Source organism: Mesorhizobium sp. M0074 (genome assembly GCF_040322975.1).
GTDB lineage: Bacteria > Pseudomonadota > Alphaproteobacteria > Rhizobiales > Rhizobiaceae > Mesorhizobium.
Map to the genome: position 1 here is coordinate 374,578 of NZ_JAMYUM010000001.1, position 25,152 is coordinate 399,729.

Here is a 25,152-nt window from a genome sequence, read left to right on the forward strand (position 1 = left end):
CTTCGGAACGGGCTCAGCGCGGCAGCACGCTCGATCCCATCAGCGCCTCGTCGATGGCGCGCGCCGCCTGGCGGCCCTCGCGGATCGCCCAGACGACCAGCGACTGGCCGCGCCGCACGTCGCCCGCCGCATAGAGCCTTTCGACGCTGGTCCTGTAGTCCCGGTCATTGGCCTCGACATTCTTCGAACGGCGGCTGTCGGTGACGATCTTCATCTGCCCGTCGAGTTCCGAGACCGGCCCGCGAGCGGCTGGCCCGGCAAAGCCGATGGCGATGAACGCGAGATCGGCGCGGATGACGAATTCGGTGCCGGCGATTGGCTTGCGCTTTTCGTCGACCTCGCAGCATTTGACCCCGGTCAGCTGGCCGTCCTCGCCGATGAATTCAAGCGTCGCCACCTGGAATTCGCGCTCGGCGCCTTCGGCCTGCGACGATGACGTGCGCATCTTGGTCGCCCAGTAGGGCCAGACCGACAGCTTGTCTTCCTTTTCCGGCGGCTGCGGCCGGATGTCGAGCTGGGTGACGCGCACCGCGCCCTGGCGGAAGGCGGTGCCGACGCAGTCTGAGGCAGTGTCGCCGCCGCCGACGACGACGACATGCTGGCCGCCGGCGACGATCGGGCGCGACGGCCATGCGACCGACTGGATCGGCTCGCCGCCGATACGCTTGTTCTGCTGCACCAGATAGGGCATGGCGTCGTGCACGCCGTCGAGATCGTCGCCCGGGATGTTGGCCGGGCGCGGCGTTTCGGAACCGCCGCAATAGAGCACGGCATCATATTCGGCGAGCAGTTCGGCGACCGGCTTGTCGACGCCGACATTGACGCCGCAATGGAAGCTGACACCTTCGCCCTGCATCTGCTCGATGCGCCGGTCGATATAATGCTTCTCGATCTTGAAATCGGGGATGCCGTAGCGCATCAGCCCGCCCGGCCGGCTCTCGCGCTCATAGACGTGAACGTCATGGCCTGCGCGGCCGAGTTGCTGGGCAGCCGCCATGCCTGCCGGCCCCGAGCCGATGATCGCGACGCGCTTGCCGGTCTTCCGTTCCGGCGGATAGGGCCGGATATGGCCGGTTTCATAGGCTTTGTCGGCAATCGCCTGCTCGATCGTCTTGATGGCGACCGGAATATCCTCGAGGTTCAGCGTGCAGGCTTCCTCGCAAGGTGCGGGGCAGATGCGGCCGGTAAATTCCGGAAAATTGTTGGTCGAATGCAGGTTGCGGATCGCGTTTTCCCAGTCGCCATTGTAGACGAGGTCGTTCCAGTCCGGGATCTGGTTGTGGATCGGGCAGCCGGTCGGTCCATGGCAATACGGAATGCCGCAATCCATGCACCGCGCGGCCTGTTTCTCGACCTCCTTGTCCGACATCGGCAGCGTGAACTCGCGGAAATGCCGGATGCGGTCGGAAGCCGGCTGGTACTTGTGCACCTGCCGGTCGATCTCGAGAAACCCTGTTACCTTGCCCATAGTCCAGTCCCTACTGTCCGGAAGGCACGCCTGGCGACGCACCCGTTAACCTCATAAGGCAGCTGTGGCAACCTTCAGTCCGAGGTCAGGATTCTTGATGAAGATGGTTGCCGGGACGCACGGCCTCCCGGCAATTTCCAAATCTATTCCGCCGCCACGTTCATGCGCATCCGCTCCATCTCGATCAGCGCGCGGCGGTATTCGACCGGCATGATCTTCCGGAATTTCGGCCGGAAAGTCGCCCAGTCGTCGAGGATTTCGCGACCTCGTACCGAGCCGGTGTAGTGGACGTGGTTGGAGATCAGCTGATAGAGCCGCTCCTCGTCATGGCTGGTCATATCGCCGGATACGTCGACACGGCCCTTATGGTCGAGATCGCCGCCATGGTGGAGCAGCTTTTCCATCAGGTCGTCCTCTTCCGGAACCGGCTCCAGCTCGACCATCGCCATGTTGCAGCGTTCGGCGAAATCACCCGCCTCGTCGAGCACATAGGCGACGCCGCCCGACATGCCGGCGGCGAAGTTGCGGCCGGTCTGGCCGATGACGACGACGATACCGCCGGTCATGTATTCGCAACCATGGTCGCCGACACCTTCAACGACGGCGGCGACACCCGAATTGCGCACGGCAAAACGCTCGCCGGCAACGCCGCAGAAATAGGCCTCGCCCTCGGTTGCGCCGTAGAGCACGGTATTGCCGACAATAATGGACTCGGCAGCAACGATTTTCGTGTTCTCCGGCGGGCGGATGACAATGCGGCCACCCGACAGGCCCTTGCCGACATAGTCGTTGGCAGCGCCCACCAGTTCGAACGAGACACCGCGCGCCAGGAAGGCGCCAAAGGACTGGCCGGCCGTGCCGGTGAGCTTGACCGAGATCGTGTCCTCGCGCAGTCCCTTGTGCTTGAAGCGCTTTGCCACCTCGCCCGACAGCATGGCGCCGGTCGAACGGTCGACGTTGCGGATCGGCAGTTCGATACTGACCGGCTGCCTGGCTTCGAGCGCCGGCTTTGCGAGTTCGATCAGCTTGCGGTCGAGCACGTCGTCGATCGGATGCTTCTGCCGCTCGGTCCAGTGCACCGCCTCGTGCGGCGCATCGGGCTTGTAGAACATCTTGCTGAAGTCGAGCCCGCGTGCCTTCCAGTGCTGGATCAGCTCGCGCTTTTCCAGAAGGTCGGTGTCGCCGATGATCTGGTCGAGATGGGTGTAGCCCATCTCGGCAAGCAGCGCCCGCACCTCTTCCGCCACATAGAAGAAGAAGTTGATGACGTGCTCGGGCGTGCCCTTGAAGCGCTTGCGCAGCACCGGGTCCTGTGTCGCGACGCCGACGGGGCAGGTGTTGAGATGGCACTTGCGCATCATGATGCAGCCGGCCGCGATCAACGGCGCGGTCGAAAAGCCGAACTCGTCGGCGCCGAGCAGTGCGCCGATAATGACGTCACGCCCGGTGCGCAGGCCGCCATCGACCTGCAGCGCGACGCGCGACCTGAGGCCGTTGAGCACCAGCGTCTGGTGCGTCTCGGCAAGGCCCATCTCCCACGGGCTGCCGGCATGCTTGAGCGAGGTCAGCGGCGAGGCACCGGTGCCGCCGTCATAGCCTGATATGGTGATGTGGTCGGCACGCGCCTTGGCGACGCCGGCCGCAACCGTGCCGACGCCGACTTCCGAGACCAGCTTGACCGATACGTCGGCCGCCGGATTGACGTTCTTCAGGTCGTAGATGAGCTGCGCCAGATCCTCGATCGAATAGATGTCGTGATGCGGCGGCGGCGAGATCAGGCCGACGCCCGGCGTCGAGTGCCTGACCTTTGCTATGGTCGCATCGACCTTGTGGCCCGGCAGCTGGCCGCCCTCGCCGGGCTTCGCCCCTTGCGCGACCTTGATCTGCATCATGTCGGAATTGACCAGATACTCGGCCGTGACGCCAAAGCGTCCCGAAGCGACCTGCTTGATTGCCGAGCGTTCGGGGTTCTTGCCGCCGCCCGGCAGTGGCAGATAGCGGTCGGCCTCTTCGCCGCCCTCGCCGGTGTTCGACTTGCCGCCGATGGCGTTCATGGCGCGCGCCAGTGTCGTGTGCGCTTCCCTTGAGATCGAGCCAAAGGACATCGCCCCGGTCGAGAAGCGCTTGACGATATCGGCCGCCGGCATCACCTCGTCGAGCTTGACCTTCTTACGCCCGGTCTCTTGCGCAAGCTTGATCTTGAACAGGCCGCGAATGGTCTGCGCCTGCGCCGTCTCGCTGTCGATCTGGGCGGAATAGTCCTTGAACGTCTCCCACGAGCCTTGGCGCACGGCGTGCTGCAAGGTCGCCACTGCGTCGGGCGACCAGATATGGGCCTCGCCGCGCATGCGGAACATGTATTCGCCGCCGACCTCGAGGCTGTTGCGCAGCACCGGGTCGTTGCCGAAGCCGTCGGTGTGGCGGCTGACCGTTTCGGCGGCGATCTCGTCCAGCCCGACGCCTTCGATCAGCGTCGCCGTGCCGGTGAAGTACTTCTGCACGAAGTCCGACTTGAGCCCGATGGCGTCGAATATCTGCGCGCCGCAATAGGACTGGTAAGTGGAGATGCCCATCTTGGACATCACCTTCAGGATGCCCTTGCCGATCGACTTGATGTAACGGGAGACGACTTCGTAGGCGTCGACCTCCGCCGGCAATTCGCCACGCTTGTGCATGTCGAGCAGCGTGTCGAAAGCGAGATAGGGATTGATCGCCTCGGCGCCGTAGCCGGCGAGACAGCAGAAATGATGCACCTCGCGCGGCTCGCCGGATTCCACGACGAGCCCAACCGACGTGCGCAATCCCTTGCGGATCAAATGATGGTGCACGGCCGCAGTCGCCAGCAGTGCCGGAATGGCGATGCGGTCCGGGCCGAGCTGACGGTCCGACAGGATGATGATGTTGTAGCCGCCGGCGACCGCCGCCTCGGCGCGCTCGCATAGCCGGTCGATGGCGCCCTGCATGCCGGCCGCGCCTTCATTCGAACCGTAAGTGATGTCGATCGTCTTGGTGTCGAAACGGTCTTCGGTGTGGCCGACGGAGCGCAGCTTCTCCAGATCGCCATTGGTCAGGATCGGTTGGCGCACTTCGAGCCGCTTGCGGCGCGAATTGCCGACAAGATCGAAGATGTTGGGCCGCGGCCCGATGAAGGACACCAGGCTCATCACCAGCTCCTCGCGGATCGGGTCGATCGGCGGATTGGTGACCTGTGCGAAATTCTGCTTGAAATAGGTGTAGAGCAGCTTCGATCTGTCCGACATTGCCGAAATCGGCGTGTCGGTACCCATCGAGCCGACCGCTTCCTGGCCGGTGGTCGCCATCGGCGACATCAACAGCTTGGTGTCCTCCTGGGTGTAGCCAAACGCCTGCTGGCGGTCGAGCAGTGAGACATCCCTGCGCAGGGCGCGCGGCTCGACCGGGTTCAGATCCTCGAGGATGAGCTGTGTGTTGGCGAGCCAGCTCTTGTAGGGGTGCCTGGTCGCGATCTCCGACTTGATCTCCTCGTCGGAAACGATGCGGCCCTTGTCCAGGTCGATCAGCAGCATGCGGCCGGGCTGCAGCCGCCACTTCTTGACGATCCTTTCCTCCGGCACCGGCAGCACGCCGGCTTCCGAGGCCATGATGACGCGGTCGTCATCGGTGACGATGTAGCGCGCCGGCCGCAGCCCGTTGCGGTCGAGTGTGGCACCGATCTGGCGGCCGTCGGTGAAGGCAACCGCCGCTGGCCCGTCCCACGGCTCCATCAGGGCTGCGTGATACTCGTAGAAGGCCTTGCGGTCCTGACCCATCAGCTTGTTGCCGGCCCAGGCTTCCGGGATCAGCATCATCATGGCGTGGGCGAGCGAATAGCCGCCCTGCGTCAGGAATTCGAGCGCATTGTCGAAGCAGGCGGTGTCGGACTGCCCTTCATAGGAGATCGGCCACAGCTTCGAGATGTCGTTGCCGAACAGTTCGGAATCGACCGAGGCCTGCCGCGCCGCCATCCAGTTGACGTTGCCGCGCAGCGTATTGATCTCGCCATTGTGGGCGACCATGCGGTAGGGATGCGCCAGCTTCCACGACGGGAACGTGTTGGTCGAGAAGCGCTGGTGGACCAGGATCAGCGCCGTCTCGAAACGCGGGTCGGTGAGGTCCTTGTAGTAGGCGCCGACCTGATAGGCCAGGAACATGCCCTTGTAGACGATGGTCCGCGACGACATCGAGACGACATAGAAGCCGTTGTCGACGCCTTTGGTCTCTTCGTGGATACGGCCGGAAATGACCTTGCGCAGGATGTAGAGCCGCCGCTCGTAATCGTCGTCGTTCTCGATCTCGGCGCCGCGGCCCAGGAACACCTGCCGGTGCACCGGCTCGGAAGCGGCGATGTCGGGCGCCTTGGACAGCGATGAATTATCGACAGGCACGTCGCGAAAGCCGAGCAGCGGCTGGCCCTCGAGTTGCGCCACCTCGGCGATGATGCCTTCGATATGCGCCTGCAGCTCCGGGTCGCGCGGCATGAACACGTGGCCGACGGCATAGTGGCCGGGCTTCGGCAGTTCGACCCCTTGCTTGGCCATCTCCTCGCGGAAGAAGCGGTCCGGCAGCTGCACCAGCACGCCGGCGCCGTCGCCCATCAGCGGATCGGCGCCGACGGCGCCGCGATGCGTCAGGTTTTCGAGCACGGCAAGGCCGTCCTCGACGATCTGGTGCGACTTCACGCCCTTCATGTTGACGATGAAGCCGACGCCGCAGGCATCATGCTCGTTGCGCGGATCATAGAGGCCGTGCGCGGCATAGCCGGTGCTGGTTCGCCCAATATTGGTCAGGGACGGATTTTTGACGACTGCCGCTTTCGTCTGCGCGGCCTTCGTCGCAGATGGCGTCATGTCCGTCATCGTCCTGTCCTCCGTTCCGTCCCCTTCGGGCGCTGGTTTCCGTCGGGAAGCGCGTGGCTCCCCTTTCAATCTTGCGGCACGTCTTGCGAAATTCTTGCCGACCGTGCGGCTTTCCGCATGGTTCGCATATGGTATTCGTACAGGCCGGAGCCAGGCTGTCTAGCTGTCGCTCGCGGCAATGCCGCAGAGGCGCAATCATATGCCAATGCGGCCAGTTTTGTGCGACAAAATAAGACAGCACTACTGTCCTAAATTTTTATGACAGAAATTTTGGATGCACACAAGACCGATTCACAAAATTCTTGAGGCTTTCGCGATAGAAAATTGCGCGGAACGCCGTGTCAGCGTAGCCTTCAGTCGCTGCATCTACGCTCATGCGTTTCGCTGGCTTTAGCGGATTTTCGGCATCTGCCACTTGCGGCCGGCATGCGAAAGCGGCCAAGCTCGCATCGATTTCCCCAGCATAGGCAGACGCATGATTTTCGCTTCCGACAATTGGGCAGGCGCCCATCCCCGTATCGCTGCCGGCCTGTCGGGCCATGCCGACGGCTTCTCCACCGCCTATGGCGACGGTGCCCTCGACAAGGCCGTTTACCAGCGCTTCAATGAAATCTTCGAATGCGAGGTCGCGGTGTTTTTCGTCGCCACCGGCACCGCTGCCAATTCGCTGTCGCTGACTACCTATAACAAGCCAGGCGGCATTTCCTTCTGCCATCGCGAATCGCACGTCATCGAGGACGAATGCGGTGCACCGGAATATTTCACCGGCGGTTCGCGGCTTTATACAGTCGAAGGCGCACTCGGCAGGATCGATGCCAGCAATCTGGAACGGGCGGTGGACCGTTTCGCACCCGAAAACGTCCATTCCGGGCGGCCGGTTGCCGTTTCGATCACCCAGTCGACCGAAGTCGGCACCGTCTACACGCTGAACGAAATCGCCAGGATTTCGGCGATCGCAAAGCAGCACGGATTGCCGCTGCACATGGATGGGGCCCGCTTTGCCAATGCGCTCGTCGCGCTGGAAACGACGCCGGCCGAAATGACCTGGAAGCACGGTGTCGACATCCTCTCCTTTGGCGGCACCAAGAATGGCTGTTGGTGCGCCGAGGCGATCGTGCTGTTCGACCTCGAGCGAGCCAAGGAATTGGCCTTTTTGCGCAAGCGCGCGGCCCAGCTGTTCTCGAAATCGCGCTTCATCGCCGCGCAATTCGATGCTTATTTCAGGGGTGGGCTATGGCTCGACACAGCACGGCACGCCAATGCGATGGCGGCACGGCTTGCCGCGGCGATAGAAGATTCCCCTTCGGCCCGGCTGGCCTGGCTGCCGCAGGCGAACGAGGTCTTCGCAGTCATGAAAAAGGCCGAGGCCGAAAGAATGCAAGCGGCAGGGGCGGCCTTCCACGACTGGCACAGGCCGCTCGGCTACGACGGCTACATTGGCGAAGACGAAGCGCTCTATCGCTTTGTCACCAGCTTCGCGACCACGCCCGACGAGGTCGACCGTTTCGGCTACCTGCTCGCCGGATAGCAAGCCTTGCCCACCAGCAAAAGAGCGGCGCATTGCTGCACCGCCCTTTCTTCCCGGGGAGTTGGCGTCCCGGAGTTTAGCTGCCTGGCTTAGGCGGCAGTCTTGGCCTCGATCTGCTTGGCCTTGGCCGGAGCCGAGGTGATCGCGATCTTGCGCGGCTTCAGCTCTTCGGGGATGTTGCGCTTGAGGTCGACGAAGAGCAGGCCGTTCTTCAGCGCGGCGCCGACAACCTCGACGTGATCGGCAAGCTGGAAGCGGCGCTCGAAGGCTCGACTGGCGATACCGCGATAGAGCAGTTCGGAGCCTTCGCCATTGCCTTCCTCCTTGCGCTCACCCTTGACGGTCAGCACATTGCGGTGAGCTTCGATCGAAATCTCATCTTCCGAGAAGCCGGCCACAGCCATCGAGATGCGATAGGCATCCTCGCCCGTGCGCTCGATGTTGTAAGGCGGATACGTCTGGCCTTCCGGCTGCGCAAGCGAATCGAGCATGGTGAACAACCGGTCAAAACCGACGGTCGAACGGTAGAGCGGGGAAAAATCAACGTGACGCATGGTGTGTTCTCCTGTTGAGCAACAAGGTTGCGTATGGCCGGTGCGAAACCCGTGACGGCGTTCCGGATGGGCCAGCGGCCCCGACATTGGCGACCGCATGACAAATTTGGGAAGCCGGCGACGGCATTTCAAGATTTTCCCGCGTCCGAACGGAACCGGTCCCGGCCCACGTCCCGATGCCGATGAACGGCAGATGAACCGTGGCTTCGGCGAGCGTTCAGCCAGGCGGCACTAAAACTGTTCTCGAGATCACGAACAGGTCGCCGGAAAAGGCGACACGACGAGGCCGAACCGGGTGTAACGTCCCTTCCTCCCGGTCGACAGAGGCCGGAAGCACGCCAAGGCTGCTTCCGGCCTTACTTGTTCGCTGCCTGGGTCGACCTCCCCGGCGTCCCGAATTCCTTTTGCTTTTGGCGCATGGGCGTTTATGCCTGACTTGCGCCCACGCCGGCACCGACACCAACCAAACACCGTATGACCGATCTTCTCCACCAGCCCCCTCTCTTCCACGAAACTCCGGGCAATCCGCTGCCGGAAAACACGGCCGGCGGCTTCTTCACCACGCGCGACGGCAAGAAGATCCGCTATGGGCTGTTTGCCGCGGTTGCCCGCCCGATGAAGGGCACCGTCGTTGTCCTGACCGGCCGCAACGAGTGCATCGAGAAGTATTTCGAGACCATTCGCAACCTTACCGACCGGGGCTTGGGCGTGGCAACCCTCGACTGGCGCGGCCAGGGCGCTTCCGACCGGCTGATCGGCGACCGACAGCGCGGCTTCGTCCGGAGCTTCTTCGACTACACCGGCGATCTGGAGCAGTTCTTCGAGGAGATCGTGCTGCCCGATTGCCGAGGACCCTACTACATACTGGCCCACTCGGCCGGCGCGGTGATTGCGCTGCTCGCCGCGCCCTCGATGGCGAACCGCGTGCGCCGCATGGTGCTGATCGCACCGTTCTTCACCGTGCCGGACCTGCCGGTTTCGGTAAAAACCGTCCGCCGCATCTGTTCGCTGTTCTGCCTTCTCGGCCTTGGCCGACTCTATGCCGCATGGGGGCCGCGGCCCAAGGAATCGGTGCCCTTCGCCATAAACAAGCTGACCAGCGACCCGGAACGCTATCGGCGCAATACGCTGATCTACGAAACCTATCCGCAGCTGGCGCTCGGCGGACCGACGATCCGCTGGCTGAAGGCGGCGACGGAGGCGTCCTTGATCGTCAGCGACCCGGATTTCATGGCCAAGATCCACGTGCCCTTGCTGATGATCGCCGCCGGCGCCGACCAGGTCGTCTCGACCAGGGCAGTCGAGGCCTATGCGAGACGTCTGCGCGTCGGCTCGCTAGTGATGATCGACGGCGCCCGCCATGAGATCCTGCAGGAAGCCGATCTCTATCGCGAGCAGTTGCTAGCCGCATTCGATGCCTTCATCCCCGGAATCGGTGACGTCTGAGCCACATACCTTGTCCGGCTTCAGCTCGTGCGGGCGAAATCCATGATCCAGTTGGTCTCCCATGCCTTGCCGCCGTCCGGCGAAAAGGCCTGCTCCCAGCGCGCCGACCCGTCCGTGATCCGCGACCACAGGAAGCGGACCTGGATCGGCTGGCCGTCGAAGACGTCTTCGCACAGGAACGTGCCGACGCCCGCCACGAAAGTGCCGCGCATCGGAACATCGATGGTCGACGGATTGCGGCCGTCGATCCACCAGATCGACCATTGCCTCGCCGCAGGTCGAAGGTCCGCAAGGTGGCGGCGCGATAGGGCCCGCCGGGCAATTCAATCCAATTGTCGTCGACATTGCCGAGGCCGCCAAGGATCGGCCGCACCTCGCACGTGCCGCCAAACACATCCCAGTTGCCGTCGCCCTGCAGCCGCTTCTGCAATCTTCGATGGCCGACGGTCCAGCGCCCGAAAAAGAAATCGAAATCGCTCCGCCCGTCCGCCGGAGCATCGGAATGGCTGGCTGCTGGCTGCGTCGGCATCTATGGTCCTCCCCGGCTGACAGCGTTCCATAGCGCATGCCAACTGACATCATCCTGTCAGGAGGTATGGCAACGATCTTGCCTGGGCAGCAATGGCCAATCTCAGCCGCGCAGCGCCGCCATTGCTGCCGCGTGCAGCTCCGGTGTCGCCGCTGCCAGAATGTCGCCGCCCTTTTCCGCCGGTCCGCCTTCGAAAGTGGTGATGACGCCGCCCGCCTTCTCGATGATCGGGATCAGCGCGACGATGTCGTAGGGCTTCAATCCGGGATCGGCGACGATATCGACGCTGCCCGCCGCCACCATGGCGAAGGCATAGCAGTCGGTGCCGTAGCGGGCGAGTTGGACCTGTTGCTCGAACAGGTCGTAGCGCAGGCGCGCGTCTCCCTTGAACAGCGCCGGCGTGGTGGTGAACAGCGTCGCCTCGGCGAGATTCGTCGTCTTGCGCGTCGCGAGTTTTCGCGGGCCACCGGGACCTTCATAATGCGAGCCCGAGGCATTGGCGTAGAACAGCTCGCCGGTGAAGGGCTGCGACATCATGCCGGCGACGGCATCGCCGTCGACCGTCAGCCCGACCAGCGTGCCCCATACCGGCAGGCCGGAAATAAAGGCGCGCGTGCCATCGATCGGATCGATCACCCAGACATGCCGGCTGGAGATGTTTTCGCCGCCATGTTCCTCGCCGAGAATGCCGTGATCGGGGTACTGCGCTGATATCAGCGCCCGGATGGCGCGCTCGGCCTCGCGGTCGGCCTCGGTGACCGGGTCGAAGCTGCCGCGCTCCTTGTTGGTGACCGCGCCCTGGTTGCGGAAGCGCGGCAAGGTCTCGGCTGCGGCGGCACGCGCAATGCGCCGCATGAACTCGATGCTGATGTCCAACTGATTCTCCCGCTCCAGCATGTTTGGAGATGCCCGTTTGCCTACGGATTTATGCCGAAACAAAGGCGTTCGGAGCCTTTCGCATGGTGCCAACTGTTGCTCGAATGCAACGCCGCCGTCATGGAAATGCAATTTCCACTTCACAGTGAATTAAAAAAGCCGGAACGTGCCTTGACATTTGTGCAGCGCACAATACGTTTGTTCTCGGACAGGGGTTCCTGTCCATGCCCTCCTTGGGCGTTTCCTCCCTAGACTTCGACCGTGTCGTGCAAACGATGCGGTCTTTTTTTACGCTGCCGCATGAGCGGCGAGTACCGCGATTCCGCGGCTATTCGGCGGCCAGCGGCAGATCCATGAAATTGTGATCGGGCATCGCCATCAGTTCGGCCGAAAACCGCGCCAGATCGTCGGCCAGGGCGTCGAAACCAGCCGATCTCTGGAACGTCCGCTCATTCATGTAGAGCCCGCGATTGACCTCGATCTGCAGCGCATGCAGATGGCGCACGGGGCGGCCATAGTGCTCGGTAATGAAGCCTCCGGCATAGGGCTTGTTGTGGGCGACGCTGTAGCCCATGCCGGTGAGCAGGCCGATCGCCGTCTCGGTCAACGCCGCCGCGGCGGAAATGCCAAAGCGGTCGCCGACGATGAAGTCCGGCCGCAATCCGCTGTCGCCGACCCTTATGCTTGCCGGCATCGAGTGGCAGTCAATCAGCACGGCGTAGCCGAAGCGCGCATGGGTTCTGGTCAAAAGCCGTTTCAGCGTCTCGTGATAGGGCTTGTAGACCGCTTCGATGCGCGCCACGGCTTCCGCCAGCGGCAAGCGGCCGGAATAGATGTCGAGCCCCTCGCCGACCAGCTTGGGCACGGTGCCGAGCCCGCCGGCCACCCGCGCCGAGCGGATGTTGCAGAATGACGGCACCGGTTCGGCGAACATGCGCGGGTCGAGTTCCCACGGCTCCCGGTTGACGTCGAGATAGGCGCGCGGGAAGTTTGCCGCCAGCATCGGCGCCCCGAGCGCGACGGCGCCGCCGAACAATTCCTCGACATAGCAGTCCTCTGAGCGGCGGATGGCGTTGCGGTCCAGCTTGGCCATAGCCATGAACCGGTCCGGATAGTAGCGGCCGCTATGCGGCGAGTTGAAGAGGAAGGGAACGCGCTGTTCGGCGCCCGATCGGATTTCGAAGGGAGGAACGACCGAAAAATCCTCGGCTGCCGTTTTCAATTTGAACGAACCCGGGAATACCAATGCATCATGATAGGAAAGTGCCACCTCGCCGCCCGCATGTCCAGCCGCCGAAGCGCAAGCCAAAACAGGATTGTGCGCCCAACGTTCACTTGATGTTTACCGTCGCCTCCTCATATACAGCATGGTTAACGGGCTTGCCGCACGGCATTGTCGGTTGGGTGATTCGGACGGGACAAGATGGCACGCATTCTGCTGGCGGAAGACGACGACGACATGCGCCGGTTCCTCGTCAAGGCGCTGGAGCGCGCCGGTTATCAGGTCAGCGATTTCGACAATGGCGCCAGTGCCTATGAGCGGCTGCGCGAGGAACCTTTTTCGCTGCTTTTGACCGACATCGTCATGCCCGAGATGGATGGCATCGAGCTCGCCCGTCGCGCCACGGAGATCGATCCCGACCTCAAGGTGATGTTCATCACCGGCTTCGCCGCCGTCGCGCTGAACCCTGATTCCAAGGCGCCGAAAGACGCCAAGGTGCTATCGAAGCCGTTCCACCTGCGCGACCTCGTCAACGAAGTCGAAAAGATGCTGCAGGCCGCCTGACGCGCTTTTTGTCGCGTCTTGACCGACGCCGCAAGCCAGCCATTCTTTCCCCTTTCCCGCTATTGACGTGCAGAACCAAAAATGGTGTATGCGCGGCTTCGGATGGGCGTGTAGCTCAGCGGGAGAGCACTGCATTGACATTGCAGGGGTCACAGGTTCAATCCCTGTCACGCCCACCATCCAGACAATCCCTCAATTGGCCGTCGGTATTTTTCGTCGACTGACGTTCCCGGCCTATACCGGCCTCAGGCGGCGCCGAGGCGGAGATCGCCGCTCTCGACGTGCTCCAGAAACCACGCATAGGTCTGTTCCAATCCGCTGCGCAGCGAATAGCGCGGGCGCCAGCCGGTGGCGAACAGACGCGACACGTCCATCAGCTTGCGCGGCGTGCCGTCCGGCTTCGTCGCATCGAACGTTATCGCGGCATCGGCGCCGGCGACCGACACGATGGTGCGGGCAAGGTCGGCAATGGTGATGTCTTCCCCAGAGCCGACATTGATGTGGCTGTCGCCCGAATAATTCTTCAGCAGCCAGACCAGCGCGTCGGCGGCGTCGTCGACATGCAGGAATTCACGCATCGGCGTGCCCGATCCCCACACCTCCAGGCTCTTGCGGCCGGCGCGCCTGGCCTCGTGCGCCTTGCGCATCAGAGCGGGCACGACATGGCTGGAATTGAGGTCGAAATTGTCGCCCGGACCGTAGAGATTGGTCGGCATCGCCGAGATGTAGTCGACGCCGTACTGGCGCCGATAGGCCTGGCACAGTTTCAGCCCGGCGATCTTGGCGATCGCATACCATTCGTTGGTGGGCTCGAGCGGCCCGGTCAGCAAGGCGTCCTCGGAGATCGGCTGCGCCGCGAATTTGGGATAGATGCAGGATGAACCGAGAAACAGCAGCTTCTGCACCTCGTTGCGGAAGGCGCTGTCGATGACATTGTTCTGCATGACGAGATTGTCCTGCAGGAAATCGACGGGAAGCCTGTTGTTGGCCAGGATACCGCCGACCTTGGCCGCCGCCATCACCACTGCATCCGGCTTGCGGTCGGCCATCCAGCGCCGCACGCCGGCCTGGTCGAGAAGATCGAGCTCGGCGCGCGAGGCGGTCATAACCTCGCAATCCTCGTCGGCCAATCGGCGCAGGATGGCCGAGCCGACCATGCCGCGATGTCCGGCCACGAAAACGCGCTTGCCCTGAAGGTCGAAGGTCATCAGCTTACCCCAATGCAGAACGGCAGCTTTTTGCCAGTTGGCCGGCGGAGCGCCGGATCGGCTTCTCTGTTGCCGGACGCATACCGCATACAGATTTGCCCAGACAAGGCAAATCGCAAAGCCACCCGAAGCAACCTTTGATCGGATGCTGTAGCGCTCGCGATCAGACGCCCGCTACCGCGCAGAGGCTTGTCATTCTGGCAATGGCAAGCTCGGGGTCGGCCAGCAACCCTGCCTGGTCGGCAAGGCGAAAGACATCGGAATAGTGACGGATGCCGCGCGCCGATTGCATGCCGCCGATCATCGAAAAATGCTCCTGGTGGCCGTTCAGCCATGCCATGAAGACGATGCCGGCCTTGTAATATTCGGTCGGCACCTCGAAGATTTTGCGCGACAGCGGCACTGTCGGCGCCATCAGCGCGTCATAGCCGGCGCGGTCGCCGTCGGCCAGCTTTGCCAGCGCTGCATTGGCGACCGGCGCGATCGCATCGAAAATGCCGAGCAGCGCGTGCGAATGTCTGTCGCCGTCGCCGGCGATCAGCTCGGGGTAATTGAAATCGTCGCCGGTGAACATCAGCACGCCCTCGGGCAGCCGGTCCCTGAGCGCAATCTCCTTGCCGACATCGAGCAGCGATATCTTTATGCCTTCGACCTTGCCGGCATGGCGTTCGATGATCGCGACCACCGTCTCCAGCGCAGTTTCGAAGTCGCTGCTGCCCCAGTAGCCTTTCAGCGCCGGGTCGAACATGTCGCCCAGCCAGTGCAGGATGACCTTGCCGGAGGCCTGGGACAGGATGCGGTCGTAGACGCCGATATAGTCGTCGGGGCCTTTGGCGACCGCCGCAAGCGCCCGGCTGGCCATCATGATCGCCTTGCCGCCAAGCCCTTCGATGAAGCCGAGCTGTTCTTCATAGGCCGCGATGACATCGTCTAGCCTGCTGGCGCCCCCCGGCGCCAGATGGTCGGTGCCGGCGCCCGACGCAAGATCGGCGCCTTCGACGCTGCGCGCCTCGGCGATCGAGCGGCGGATCAATTCCTTGGCATTCGCCCAGTCGAAACCCATGCCGCGCTGAGAGGTGTCCATCGCTTCGGCGACACGGAAGCCAAGCCGCCAGAGGTGATGGCGAAACGCCATCGTCTTGTCCCAGTCGACCGCGGGCCTCGACCACGGATCGGTCATGGCGCGGGGATCGGCAACGACATGGGCGGCGGCGTAGGCGATGCGCGAGAAGCGAGCGCCGGCCACAGGCTGCACCGGCTGGCCGACAAGCCGGTAGCGGACACGGCCGGCGCCTTCCCCGGGCAAGGTGATGTCCATGGCTCTCTCCCTTACCAACGCCTATTAACTGGAACGTTCCAACAAATCAAGATATTTTGCCGCCCTGCCTCGTGCAGCAAAAATTGCTGCATCGCAGCAGCCGAAAGCCTGCTTGCCGGAGGATTGCGCCACCGAGCCGCATTTTTCCCGGGTTCGCAAAAACGCGATTGACTCAAATGCGCCCCAGGGATTAGATCGTTCCAATAAAATCGCACAAGAAACCACCGGGAGGACAGATCTGGATGGCCAGCCGGGCCAAGGCAACGATACTCGACATAGCCCGTGAGGCGGGCGTGTCCAAATCGACGGTATCGCTGGTGCTGCAAGGCAGCGGGCTGATCCGGCCCGAAACCGCGCTCAAGGTGCGCAAGGCGATCGAGGACGTCGGCTATGTCTACAACCGCGGCGCCGCCAATCTGCGCAAGGCCCATTCCAACGTCATCGGCATGGTCATCAACGATCTCACCAATCCGTTTTTCGCCGAGCTCGCGGTCGGCATGGAGCGCGTCTTCCAGTCGGCCGGCGTCGTGCCTTTCATCGCCAATACGGCTGAAAACCCGGTGCGCCAGGAAGAGGTTCTGAAATCGTTGATGGAGCAGGGTGTCGCCGGGCTCGTCGTGTCGCCGGCGCGCGGCTCCACGCCTGGCGCGTTCCGTCGCCTTGAGACCGCAGGCGTTCCGGTCGTCTTCGTCATGCGCCGGCTTCCCGAAAGCCGTATCCCGGTGATCACGCCCGACAATCATCGCGGCGCCTATCTCGCCACCGCCCATCTGATCGGCAAGGGCCATCGCCGGCTGGCCTTCTTCGGCGGCTCGTCCGACCTTGTCGTCTATCACGAGCGCCTGGGCGGCTTTCGCGAGGCCTGTGAAGCGCTCGGCATCGAACCGGCCGACAGGCTGGTCTTCGAGGGCGAAACCAGCCGCAAGGGCGGTATTGCCTGCCTGGAAACCGCACTTGCCATGGCCGCGCCGCCGACCGCGGCCCTTTGCTTCAACGATGCGGTCGCCTTCGGCGTCTTGCTGGCGCTGCGCAAGCGCGGCCTGGAACCCGGCGCGGACTTTGCCGTCGTCGGCTTCGACGACGTCGCCGAGGCCGAGCACTATATGCCGGCGCTGACCAGCGTCGCGGTGAACACCGCCGGCCTCGGCGAGCGCGCCGCCCATGTCGTGCTGAAGATGATCCAATCGCGCACCACGCGCGCCGAGGATCATATCGGCGCCGTCAACCTCGTGGTCAGGGAAAGCTGCGGCCCCGATCGCAACGAGCATGGCTGTGCAGGAATGGGAGACGCGGCATGACCGTCAGTTGGGGGCTGATCGGCGCCAGCACGATCGCAAGACAGTTCATGATCGGCGCCATCCGCGCGCAGAAGGACGGCGAGATCGCCGCGGTGATGAGCTCCAGCCCGGAGCGCGCCGCCACTTACGCCAGTGAAAACCGCATTCCGGCGGCGGTCTCGACGCTCGACGCCCTGCTCAAATCCGATATCGACGCCGTCTACATCTCGACCACTAACGAATTGCATCTCGAACAGGCACTCGCCGCCATCGAGGCGGGAAAGCATGTGCTGTGCGAAAAGCCGCTGGCGCTGACCAGCGCCGACGCGCGCAAGATGGTCGCGGCGGCCAGGGCCGCCGGCGTCGTGCTCGGCACCAATCACCATCTGCGCAATGCCGGCTCGCATCGGGCGATGCGCGAAGCGATCGCTGCCGGCCGCATCGGCAGGCTGATCGCCGCGCGCGTCTTCCACTCCGTCTATCTGCCGGAAAACCTGCAGGGCTGGCGCATCACCAGGCCGGACGCCGGCGGCGGCGTGGTGCTCGACATCACCGTCCACGATGCCGACACGCTGCGCTTCGTGCTCGGCGACGATCCCGTCGAGATCTCGGCATTCACGCAGTCGGCCGGCATGGCCGCCGGCGGACTGGAAGACGGCGCCATGTGCCTCTGGCGCTTCGCATCGGGCGTCATCGCCCAATCGCATGAGGGCTTCACGACAAAATTCGCCGGCACCGGCTTCGAGGTGCATGGCAGCGAAGGCTCGCTGATCGCCAAAAATGTGATGACGCAGAAGCCGGTCGGCTCGGTCTTGCTTCGCACGGCACAGGGCGAGGAGGAATTGAGCTTCGACCGCGAAGACCTCTATGCCCGTTCGCTGCGCGAATTCCACGCAGCGATCCGTGGCGACGGCCAGCCGTCCGCCACCGGCGAGGACGGCGTCTGGTCGCTGACATCAGCCGAGGCGGCATTGCAATCGGCCAGGTCCGGAAACGCCGTTGCCATCGACCCGAAGCTCGGGAGCGCCGCGTGAGCAAGCTCGTTTCAGCGGCTGAAGCTGCCGGCCTGATCAGGGATGGCATGGTCGTTTCCGTGTCATCGTCGAGCGGCCTCGGCTGTCCGGATGCGGTGCTGGCTGCCGTCGGCGAGCGCTTCGACGCGGAAGGCCATCCCAGGGACATCACGACGCTGCATCCGATCGCCGCCGGTGACATGTACGGCATCAAGGGCATCGACCATCTAGCCAAGCCCGGCCTGTTGAAGCGCACTTTGTGCGGCTCCTATCCGTCCGGGCCGTCATCGTCGGAACCGCCGCAGATCTGGAAGATGATCGGCGACAATTCGGTCGCCGCCTATAACGTGCCGTCCGGCATCCTGTTCGACATGCATCGCGAGGCCGCGGCCAAGCGCCCCGGCGTGCTGACCAAGGTCGGGCTCGATACCTTTGCCGACCCGCGCCATCAGGGTTGCGCCATGAATGCTGCCGCCAGCGAGCCGATCGTTTCGGTGCAGCAGTTCGACGGCGAGGAATGGCTCTATTTCCGCTCGATCGTACCGCAGGTCGCGATCATCCGCGCCACCACGGCGGACGAGCGCGGCAACCTTACCTATGAGCATGAGGGTGCCTATCTCGGCGGCCTCGAACAGGCGCTGGCCGCCCGCAACAATGGCGGCATCGTCATCGCGCAGGTCAAGCGCGTCGTCGCGAACGGCACGCTGAAGCCGCACGATGTGCGCGTGCCCGGCGTGCTGGTCGACCATATCGTGGTGGCGCCCGACCAGTTGCAGACGACGCTGACGCCTTACGATCCGGCCATCTCCGGCGAGATCTTCCGGCCGCTGTCGAGCTTTCGCAACGCCGAGATGAACGTCCAGAAGGTCATTGCGCGCCGCGTCGCCATGGAGCTTGCCGACGGCATGGCGGTCAATATCGGCTTCGGCATCTCGGCCAATGTGCCGCGCATCCTGCTCGAGGAAGGCCAGCACGGCAAGGTCACCTGGGTCATCGAACAGGGCGCGGTCGGCGGCGTGCCGCTGCTCGATTTCAAGTTCGGCTGCTCGTCGAACGCCGACGCCTTCATGCCTTCGCCGCACCAGTTCATCTATTTCCAGGCCGGCGGCTTCGACGCCTCCCTGCTGTCCTTCCTGCAGATCGACCGGCACGGCTCGGTCAATGTTTCGAAGCTTTCGGCGCGGCCGCATGTCACCGCCGGCGCCGGCGGCTTCGTCGACATCACCGCGCGGGCGAAGAAGATCGTCTTTTCCGGTTTCTTCAATGCCGGCGCCAAGCTGTCGCTTGCCGGTGGCGGCATCCGCATCGACCAGGAGGGCAAGGTCAAGAAAGTCGTCGGCGAGGTCGAGCATATCTCCTTCTCGGGCAAGCGTGCCGTCGCGCAGGGACAGGATATCACCTATGTCACCGAGCGCTGCGTGATGAAGCTGACGCCTGCGGGGCTGATGGTGACCGAGTTGGCGCCGGGCATCGACCTCGAGCGCGATGTGCTGGCGCAGGCCGAGATCCCGCTCGCCGTCGCCAACGACCTGAAAGTGACGCCGGATGCGCTCTACCGGGACCGGCCGATCGGCCTATCGCTCAATGGCGGCGTGTCGCTTGGAGCCGCACATGGCTGAGCGTCTGGTAACCTTTGAAACCGACGGCGCCATCGGCATTGTCACGCTGCGCCGGCCGGAGAAATTCAACGCGCTCGATATTCCGATGCTGCGGGCGCTGGAAGCGGCACTCGACGAGGCCGAGACAGCAACCGGCGTCCGCGTCGTGCTGGTCTGCGGCGAAGGCAAGGGCTTTTGCGCCGGCGGCGACGTCGAGGCTTGGGCAGAAATGAGCGCTGCCGATTTCCAGGTGCAATGGGTGCGCTACGGCCACCGCGTCTTCGACCGGCTGGCGCGGCTGCGGCAGCCGACGATCGCCGTTCTTGCCGGCCATGCGCTGGGCGGCGGGCTGGAACTGGCGGCGGCTTGCGACTTTCGCGTGGCGGAAACGCAGGTGAAGTTGGGGTTCCCCGAAACCTCGATCGGCGTCGTTCCCGGCTGGTCCGGCACCCAGCGCGCCGTGCGCCGCTTCGGTGCGCAGGCAGTGCGGCGGATGGCGCTCGGCGGCGAAGTGTTTCTGGCTACCGAGGCTCTTGCTCTGGGGATTGTCGACCGGGTGGTCGAGACCGGTAAGGCGTTCGCCGAAGCCAAGGCCTGGGCCGGCAAGATCGCCGAGCGCGGCCCGCTCGCGACCGAAGCCGCCAAGCTGATGATTACAATCGCCGAGGGCGAAGAGAGTGCTGCCGCGACCGAAGCGCTGGCCAGCGGCTTCATCGCGCTGACAAGCGATCTCAGGACCGGCGTCGAGGCTTTCAAGACCAAGCAGAAGCCGGCGTTCTCAAGATCTTAGGAACCTGGAAATCACATGAACGCACCCCTCAACATCGCCATGCCCGCCGAGGCAGCCGCAGCGCCGAAAAGCTACCGGCTGCTGATCGGCGGCAGGTTCATCGACGCCCAGGACGGCCGCACGCTGGAGCGCAGCAGCCCCGGCCACGGCTTCACCGTCTCGCGCTATGCGCAGGCCGGCGCGGCGGACGTAGAGGCGGCAGTTCAGGCCGCGCACAAGGCCTTCGACACCGGCCCGTGGCCGCACATGAAGGCCGCCGAACGCGCCACGATCCTGCTCAAGGCTGCTGACCTGATCGAGGCGCGGCTGGACGAGATTGCCCGGCTCGACGCGCTGGAATCCGGCAAGCCGATTGCGCAGGCGCGCGGCGAGATCGGCGGCGCCGTCGACATCTGGCGCTATGCCGCGGCACTTGCGCGGACGCTTCACGGCGAAAGCTACGCCAATCTCGGCGATGCCATGCTCGGCGTCGTGTTGCGCGAACCGATCGGCGTCGTCTCCATCATCACGCCGTGGAATTTCCCGTTCCTTATCGTCAGCCAGAAACTACCCTTCGCGCTCGCCGCCGGCTGCACGGCGATGGTCAAGCCGAGCGAGATGACCTCGGCCTCGACCTTTGTGCTCGGCGAGATCCTGATGCAGGCCGGCTTGCCGGATGGCGTCGTCAACATCCTTGCCGGGTTGGGCGCCGATGTCGGCGCACCGATGGTCAGCCATCCGCTGGTCGAGATGGTGTCGTTCACCGGCTCCACCCGCGTCGGCAAGATGACCATGGCGTCTGCCGCCAACTCGCTGAAGAAAGTCGCGATGGAGCTCGGCGGCAAGAACGGCCAGATCGTCTTTCCCGATGCCGACCTCGAGGCCGCCGCCGACGCGGCGGTGTTCGGCGGCTTCTTCAATGCCGGCGAATGCTGCAATGCCGGCAGCCGGCTGATCGTCCATGAGGCGATCGCCGACGAGTTCCTCGGTGCCGTCAAAGCCCTCACCGCCAAGGTGGTTGTCGGCGACCCGCTCGACGACCGCACCAAGGTCGGCGCGATGATCTCTGCCGACCATGTGGCCAAGGTCACCGGCTACGTGACGGCAGCGGAAAACGGCGGCGGCCGGATCTGTAGCGGCGGCAATCAGCTTGCTTCGAGCGCCGGCCAGTATCTTGATCCGACCATCGTTCGCGACGTCACCGAAGACATGGCCATTGCACGCGAGGAAGTGTTCGGTCCGGTGCTCTCGGTGCTGACTTTTGAATCGATTGAAAGGGCGTTGCACATCGCCAACAACACGCCCTATGGTCTGTCGGCGGGCGTGTGGAGCGCCAGCATCGATACCTGCATGTCGGTGGCGCGGAATGTGCGTTCGGGAACCGTTTGGGTGAACACGTTCATGGAGGGTTACCCCGAGCTGCCTTTCGGCGGCTACAAGCAGTCCGGTCTCGGACGCGAACTCGGCAAGCGCGCCGTCGAGGATTATACCGAGGAAAAGACAATCCAGTTTCATCGCGGCCAGCGCACCGGATGGTGGGTCGGCTGAGTTGGGAAGAACCCGGTGGGCATCCGCCGGTCGTGTAAGTTCAACAAGGGAGGAAGTACATGTTGCGCAAACTGCTTATCGGGACGGCTCTCGCATCGGGCGTTGCGTTCGCGGCCCATGCCGAGGACGTCAAGGAAGTCCAGATGCTGCATTGGTGGACGTCGGGCGGCGAAGCTGCCGCTCTGAACGTGCTCAAGCAGGATCTGGCCAAGGAAGGCTTTGCCTGGAAGGACGTGCCGGTGGCCGGCGGCGGCGGCGACGCCGCCATGACGGCGCTGAAGGCGATGGTGGCAGCGGGCAACTACCCGACCGCCTCGCAGATGCTTGGCTATACCGTGCTCGATTACGCCGCAGCCGGCGTTATGGGCGACCTGACCGAGACGGCGATAAAGGAAGGCTGGGACAAGTCCGTTCCCGCGGCCCTGCAGAAATTCTCCGTCTATGACGGCAAGTGGGTCGCGGCTCCGGTCAACGTCCACTCGGTCAACTGGCTATGGATCAACAAGGCGGTGATGGACAAGATCGGCGGCACCGAGCCCAAGACCTTCGACGACTTCATTGCGTTGCTGGACAAAGCCAAGGCGGCGGGCGTCATCCCGCTCGCGCTGGGCGGCCAGAACTGGCAGGAAGCGACAATGTTCGACTCAGTCGTGCTGTCGACCGGCGGGCCTGAGTTCTACAAGAAGGCCTTCAACGACCTCGACGAGGAGTCGCTGAAGTCCGACACGATGAAGAAGTCGTTCGACAATCTCGCCAAGCTCGTCACCTATGTCGACCCGAACTTCTCCGGCCGGGACTGGAACCTCGCCACCGCCATGGTCATCAAGGGCGATGCGCTGGTGCAGGTGATGGGTGACTGGGCCAAGGGCGAATTCAACGCCGCCAAGAAGGTCCCGGGCACCGACTTCCTGTGCTACCGCTTCCCGGGCACCGACGGCAGCGTCGTCTACAACTCCGACATGTTCGGCATGTTCAACGTTCCGGAGGACCGCAAGGCCGCCCAGATCGCCCTGGCCACCGCCACGCTGTCGAAGAGCTTCCAGTCGGCCTTCAACGTCGTCAAGGGCTCTGTTCCGGCCCGCACCGACGTGCCGGACACCGATTTCGACGCTTGCGGCAAGAAGGGCATGGCCGACCTGAAGGCCGCCAATGAAGGCGGCACGCTGTTCGGTTCGCTGGCGCAGGGCTATGGCGCGCCTCCCGCGGTTGCCAACGCCTATAAGGATGTCGTCTCGAAATTCGTGCACGGCCAGATCAAGACCTCGGACGAGGCCGTGACCCAACTGGTCAGCGCGATCGAAGACGCCAAGTAAGGCACCCGCCCATGTGAATGATCTCCCCGGCGCAAGCCGGGGAGATCCCCTGCGGCGAGGTTTTGCGGTTGCGCCGACCGGCACGCTTTCGTGCCGCAGAGCCCGAGACAGCAGAATTCCGGACCCGCCATACGGAATGGACAGATGAGCACAGTTGCTGAAACCAGTATCACGCTGACGCCGGAGCACGATGCCCGTCCGGGCGCCACGGTGCGCTCGCGCCTTCAGGACGCGCTGCCGAAGCTCGTGCTGGCGCCGAGCTTCGCCGCCACTATCGTCTTCGTCTACGGCTTCATCCTGTGGACGATCTATCTGTCCTTCACCAATTCCAAGACCTTTCCCTCCTATGCGATCACCGGGCCACGCGCCTATCAGCGGCTATGGCGCTGGACTTTCGAAAGCGATCCGCCGTCCTCCTGGTACACGTCGATCACCAATATGGGGATTTTCGGCTTCCTCTATATTTCCATCTGCCTGGCGCTCGGCCTGTTCCTGGCGATCCTGCTCGACCAGAAGATCCGCGGCGAAGGTGTGCTGCGGCCGATCTACCTCTACCCGATGGCACTGTCGTTCATCGTCACCGGCGTTGCCTGGAAATGGTTTCTGGACCCCGGCCTCGGCCTCGAGCAGACGCTGCACCAATGGGGCTGGACGAGCTTCCATTTCGACTGGATCAAGAACAAGGATTTCGTCATCTACACAGTGGTCATCGCCGGCGTCTGGCAGGCGTCGGGCTTCATCATGGCGATGTTCCTGGCCGGCCTGCGCGGCATCGACGGCGAGATCCTGAAGGCGGCGCAGATCGACGGCGCCACCACCTTCCAGCTCTACCGTCGCATCGTCATCCCGCTGCTGCGGCCGATCTTCCTGTCCGCCTTGATCGTCCTCGCGCATCTCGCCATCAAATCCTACGATCTGGTGGTCGCGCTGACCAGCGGCGGGCCGGGCGGTTCGGCCTGGCTGCCGTCCAACTTCATGTATGAGTACACCTTCAAGCGCAACGAGATGGCCGTCGGCTCGGCCAGCGCCGTGATCATGCTGATGACCATCACCGCGATCATCGTTCCCTATCTCTATTCCGAGCTTCGGGAGAAGCCGCGATGAGCGCCGTGGCCACTCCTGCTCGCCAGAGCACTGGCGGTATCAGCGCCAGGACGGTCAACCGTATTGTCATCTACGGGCTGCTGGCGCTGTTCGCGCTGTTCTACCTGATGCCGTTGTTCGTCATGCTGGTGACCTCGTTCAAGACCATGGACGAAATCCAGAACGGCAACATGCTGGCGCTGCCGCAGGAGCCGACCTTCGCACCTTGGATAAGGGCGTGGAGCGAGGTTTGCTCGGGTCTCACCTGCGTCGGCATGAAGGGTTATTTCTGGAACTCGATCAAGATGGTGGTTCCGGCCGTCATCATCTCGACCCTGCTCGGCGCGCTCAACGGCTATGTGCTGACGAAATGGCGCTTTCGCGGGGCGACGCTGGTGTTCGGGCTGATGCTGTTTGCCTGCTTCATTCCGTTCCAGTCCGTCCTCTTGCCGATGGCAACGATCCTCGGCAGCCTCGGCCGGTTCGGCGTCAAGCTGCAGAACGCGACCGGCCTCACCTTCGGCTTCGGCAATCCGACCGTGAACCTGGTGTTCGTTCACGTCGTCTACGGCATCGGCTTCACCACCCTGTTCTTCCGCAATTATTACGAAGCGTTTCCGAACGAGCTGGTGAAGGCGGCGCAGATCGACGGCGCCAGCTTCTTCCAGATCTTCCGGCGCATCATGCTGCCCAACTCGCTCCCGATCATCGTGGTGACGGTGATCTACCAGTTCACCAACATCTGGAACGACTTCCTCTTCGCTTCCGCCTATGCCGGCTCAGGCGACGTGATGCCGATGACGGTGGCGCTGAACAATGTCGTCAACACCTCGACCGGCGTCGTCGAATACAACGTCAACATGGCGGCGGCGATGATCGCCGCGCTGCCGACGCTCCTCGTCTACGTGCTCGCCGGCCGCTATTTCGTGCGCGGCCTGATGGCCGGCGCCGTCAAAGGATAATC

General features: G+C 63.6%; 19 protein-coding genes and 1 tRNA gene. 12 read left to right on the forward strand and 8 right to left on the reverse strand.

From position 1 onward, the window contains the following. Nucleotides 1–13 precede the first annotated feature (13 nt). On the reverse strand, nucleotides 14–1,468 hold the full coding sequence (locus NKJ73_RS01855) for a glutamate synthase subunit beta (RefSeq protein WP_352448228.1): 1,455 nt from the start codon (nucleotides 1,466–1,468) through the stop codon (nucleotides 14–16). Nucleotides 1,469–1,611: 143 nt separating this feature from the next. Beyond that, nucleotides 1,612–6,342: a glutamate synthase large subunit gene (gene gltB / locus NKJ73_RS01860; protein WP_352568147.1), complete on the reverse strand. Its 4,731-nt coding sequence runs from the start codon at nucleotides 6,340–6,342 to the stop codon at nucleotides 1,612–1,614. A gap of 475 nt (nucleotides 6,343–6,817) precedes the next feature. On the opposite strand from gltB, the gene NKJ73_RS01865 reads away from it, so the two are divergent. Further along, nucleotides 6,818–7,870 carry a threonine aldolase family protein gene (locus NKJ73_RS01865; protein WP_352568148.1) on the forward strand — a complete coding sequence of 351 codons (1,053 nt, stop codon included), beginning with the start codon at nucleotides 6,818–6,820 and terminating at the stop codon, nucleotides 7,868–7,870. Nucleotides 7,871–7,959: 89 nt separating this feature from the next. On the opposite strand, the gene NKJ73_RS01870 is transcribed toward NKJ73_RS01865, so the two are convergent. Further along, complete coding sequence (locus NKJ73_RS01870; RefSeq protein ID WP_023675381.1) at nucleotides 7,960–8,424, reverse strand: Hsp20 family protein; 465 nt, start codon at nucleotides 8,422–8,424, stop codon at nucleotides 7,960–7,962. Between the two features lie 474 nt (nucleotides 8,425–8,898). On the opposite strand from NKJ73_RS01870, the gene NKJ73_RS01875 reads away from it, so the two are divergent. Next, the gene (locus NKJ73_RS01875) at nucleotides 8,899–9,870 is read left to right on the forward strand and encodes an alpha/beta fold hydrolase (RefSeq protein ID WP_352568149.1); all 972 of its coding nucleotides are present in this window, start codon (nucleotides 8,899–8,901) and stop codon (nucleotides 9,868–9,870) included. 20 nt (nucleotides 9,871–9,890) lie between these two features. On the opposite strand, the gene NKJ73_RS01880 is transcribed toward NKJ73_RS01875, so the two are convergent. The 3 genes from NKJ73_RS01880 to NKJ73_RS01890 form a co-directional block, all read right to left on the reverse strand. Further along, nucleotides 9,891–10,082, reverse strand: coding sequence for a hypothetical protein (locus tag NKJ73_RS01880; RefSeq protein ID WP_352568151.1), 192 nt, complete (start codon nucleotides 10,080–10,082; stop codon nucleotides 9,891–9,893). Between the two features lie 419 nt (nucleotides 10,083–10,501). Next, on the reverse strand, nucleotides 10,502–11,275 hold the full coding sequence (gene hisN / locus NKJ73_RS01885) for a histidinol-phosphatase (RefSeq protein ID WP_352568152.1): 774 nt from the start codon (nucleotides 11,273–11,275) through the stop codon (nucleotides 10,502–10,504). 328 nt (nucleotides 11,276–11,603) lie between these two features. Then, the gene (locus NKJ73_RS01890; RefSeq protein WP_352488728.1) at nucleotides 11,604–12,545 is read right to left on the reverse strand and encodes an N-formylglutamate amidohydrolase; all 942 of its coding nucleotides are present in this window, start codon (nucleotides 12,543–12,545) and stop codon (nucleotides 11,604–11,606) included. A 153-nt stretch (nucleotides 12,546–12,698) separates the two neighbouring features. Between NKJ73_RS01890 and cpdR the strand changes: the two genes are divergently transcribed. Beyond that, a complete protein-coding gene (cpdR, locus tag NKJ73_RS01895; protein WP_006199474.1) occupies nucleotides 12,699–13,061 on the forward strand; it encodes a cell cycle two-component system response regulator CpdR in 363 nt (120 codons plus the stop codon). 104 nt (nucleotides 13,062–13,165) lie between these two features. Continuing rightward, nucleotides 13,166–13,240, forward strand: a tRNA-Val gene (locus NKJ73_RS01900). A 66-nt stretch (nucleotides 13,241–13,306) separates the two neighbouring features. On the opposite strand, the gene fcl is transcribed toward NKJ73_RS01900, so the two are convergent. Together fcl and NKJ73_RS01910 are read right to left on the reverse strand one after the other, a co-directional pair. Further along, nucleotides 13,307–14,269, reverse strand: a complete 963-nt coding sequence (gene fcl / locus NKJ73_RS01905; RefSeq protein ID WP_352568153.1) for a GDP-L-fucose synthase — start codon at nucleotides 14,267–14,269, stop codon at nucleotides 13,307–13,309. A gap of 163 nt (nucleotides 14,270–14,432) precedes the next feature. Next, nucleotides 14,433–15,587, reverse strand: coding sequence for a dihydrodipicolinate synthase family protein (locus tag NKJ73_RS01910; protein WP_352568154.1), 1,155 nt, complete (start codon nucleotides 15,585–15,587; stop codon nucleotides 14,433–14,435). A gap of 242 nt (nucleotides 15,588–15,829) precedes the next feature. Here NKJ73_RS01910 and NKJ73_RS01915 point away from each other — a divergent pair, with 242 nt between their 5' ends. The 8 genes from NKJ73_RS01915 to NKJ73_RS01950 all read left to right on the forward strand — a co-directional run bounded on the left by NKJ73_RS01915 (nucleotide 15,830) and on the right by NKJ73_RS01950 (nucleotide 25,150). Beyond that, nucleotides 15,830–16,885, forward strand: a complete 1,056-nt coding sequence (locus NKJ73_RS01915) for a LacI family DNA-binding transcriptional regulator (protein WP_352568155.1) — start codon at nucleotides 15,830–15,832, stop codon at nucleotides 16,883–16,885. After that, on the forward strand, nucleotides 16,882–17,898 hold the full coding sequence (locus NKJ73_RS01920) for a Gfo/Idh/MocA family protein (protein WP_352568156.1): 1,017 nt from the start codon (nucleotides 16,882–16,884) through the stop codon (nucleotides 17,896–17,898). Before NKJ73_RS01915 ends, NKJ73_RS01920 begins: the two co-directional genes overlap by 4 nt. Then, nucleotides 17,895–19,496, forward strand: a complete 1,602-nt coding sequence (locus NKJ73_RS01925; protein WP_352568157.1) for an acyl CoA:acetate/3-ketoacid CoA transferase — start codon at nucleotides 17,895–17,897, stop codon at nucleotides 19,494–19,496. Before NKJ73_RS01920 ends, NKJ73_RS01925 begins: the two co-directional genes overlap by 4 nt. Beyond that, on the forward strand, nucleotides 19,489–20,265 hold the full coding sequence (locus NKJ73_RS01930) for an enoyl-CoA hydratase/isomerase family protein (protein ID WP_352568158.1): 777 nt from the start codon (nucleotides 19,489–19,491) through the stop codon (nucleotides 20,263–20,265). The genes NKJ73_RS01925 and NKJ73_RS01930 overlap by 8 nt, the downstream gene beginning before the upstream one ends. A 15-nt stretch (nucleotides 20,266–20,280) precedes the next feature. Continuing rightward, nucleotides 20,281–21,792 carry an aldehyde dehydrogenase family protein gene (locus NKJ73_RS01935; RefSeq protein WP_352568159.1) on the forward strand — a complete coding sequence of 504 codons (1,512 nt, stop codon included), beginning with the start codon at nucleotides 20,281–20,283 and terminating at the stop codon, nucleotides 21,790–21,792. A 59-nt stretch (nucleotides 21,793–21,851) separates the two neighbouring features. Then, nucleotides 21,852–23,105, forward strand: a complete 1,254-nt coding sequence (locus NKJ73_RS01940) for an ABC transporter substrate-binding protein (RefSeq protein ID WP_031194023.1) — start codon at nucleotides 21,852–21,854, stop codon at nucleotides 23,103–23,105. Nucleotides 23,106–23,249: 144 nt separating this feature from the next. After that, the gene (locus NKJ73_RS01945; protein WP_023675368.1) at nucleotides 23,250–24,209 is read left to right on the forward strand and encodes a carbohydrate ABC transporter permease; all 960 of its coding nucleotides are present in this window, start codon (nucleotides 23,250–23,252) and stop codon (nucleotides 24,207–24,209) included. Next, nucleotides 24,206–25,150: a carbohydrate ABC transporter permease gene (locus NKJ73_RS01950; protein WP_023675367.1), complete on the forward strand. Its 945-nt coding sequence runs from the start codon at nucleotides 24,206–24,208 to the stop codon at nucleotides 25,148–25,150. Before NKJ73_RS01945 ends, NKJ73_RS01950 begins: the two co-directional genes overlap by 4 nt. Nucleotides 25,151–25,152 lie beyond the last annotated feature (2 nt).

Bases quoted from the DNA above. Each gene is read 5' to 3' on its own strand.
- NKJ73_RS01855 (WP_352448228.1), bottom strand. From the start codon at position 1,468: ATGGGCAAGGTAACAGGGTTTCTCGAGATCGACCGGCAGGTGCACAAG.
- NKJ73_RS01950 (WP_023675367.1), top strand. From the start codon at position 24,206: ATGAGCGCCGTGGCCACTCCTGCTCGCCAGAGCACTGGCGGTATCAGC.
- NKJ73_RS01915 (WP_352568155.1), top strand. From the start codon at position 15,830: ATGGCCAGCCGGGCCAAGGCAACGATACTCGACATAGCCCGTGAGGCG.
- NKJ73_RS01910 (WP_352568154.1), bottom strand. From the start codon at position 15,587: ATGGACATCACCTTGCCCGGGGAAGGCGCCGGCCGTGTCCGCTACCGG.
- NKJ73_RS01875 (WP_352568149.1), top strand. From the start codon at position 8,899: ATGACCGATCTTCTCCACCAGCCCCCTCTCTTCCACGAAACTCCGGGC.
- fcl (WP_352568153.1), bottom strand. From the start codon at position 14,269: ATGACCTTCGACCTTCAGGGCAAGCGCGTTTTCGTGGCCGGACATCGC.
- NKJ73_RS01920 (WP_352568156.1), top strand. From the start codon at position 16,882: ATGACCGTCAGTTGGGGGCTGATCGGCGCCAGCACGATCGCAAGACAG.
- gltB (WP_352568147.1), bottom strand. From the start codon at position 6,342: ATGACGGACATGACGCCATCTGCGACGAAGGCCGCGCAGACGAAAGCG.
- NKJ73_RS01880 (WP_352568151.1), bottom strand. From the start codon at position 10,082: ATGCGCGGCACTTTCGTGGCGGGCGTCGGCACGTTCCTGTGCGAAGAC.
- NKJ73_RS01870 (WP_023675381.1), bottom strand. From the start codon at position 8,424: ATGCGTCACGTTGATTTTTCCCCGCTCTACCGTTCGACCGTCGGTTTT.
- cpdR (WP_006199474.1), top strand. From the start codon at position 12,699: ATGGCACGCATTCTGCTGGCGGAAGACGACGACGACATGCGCCGGTTC.
- NKJ73_RS01930 (WP_352568158.1), top strand. From the start codon at position 19,489: ATGGCTGAGCGTCTGGTAACCTTTGAAACCGACGGCGCCATCGGCATT.
- NKJ73_RS01940 (WP_031194023.1), top strand. From the start codon at position 21,852: ATGTTGCGCAAACTGCTTATCGGGACGGCTCTCGCATCGGGCGTTGCG.
- NKJ73_RS01935 (WP_352568159.1), top strand. From the start codon at position 20,281: ATGAACGCACCCCTCAACATCGCCATGCCCGCCGAGGCAGCCGCAGCG.
- NKJ73_RS01945 (WP_023675368.1), top strand. From the start codon at position 23,250: ATGAGCACAGTTGCTGAAACCAGTATCACGCTGACGCCGGAGCACGAT.
- NKJ73_RS01865 (WP_352568148.1), top strand. From the start codon at position 6,818: ATGATTTTCGCTTCCGACAATTGGGCAGGCGCCCATCCCCGTATCGCT.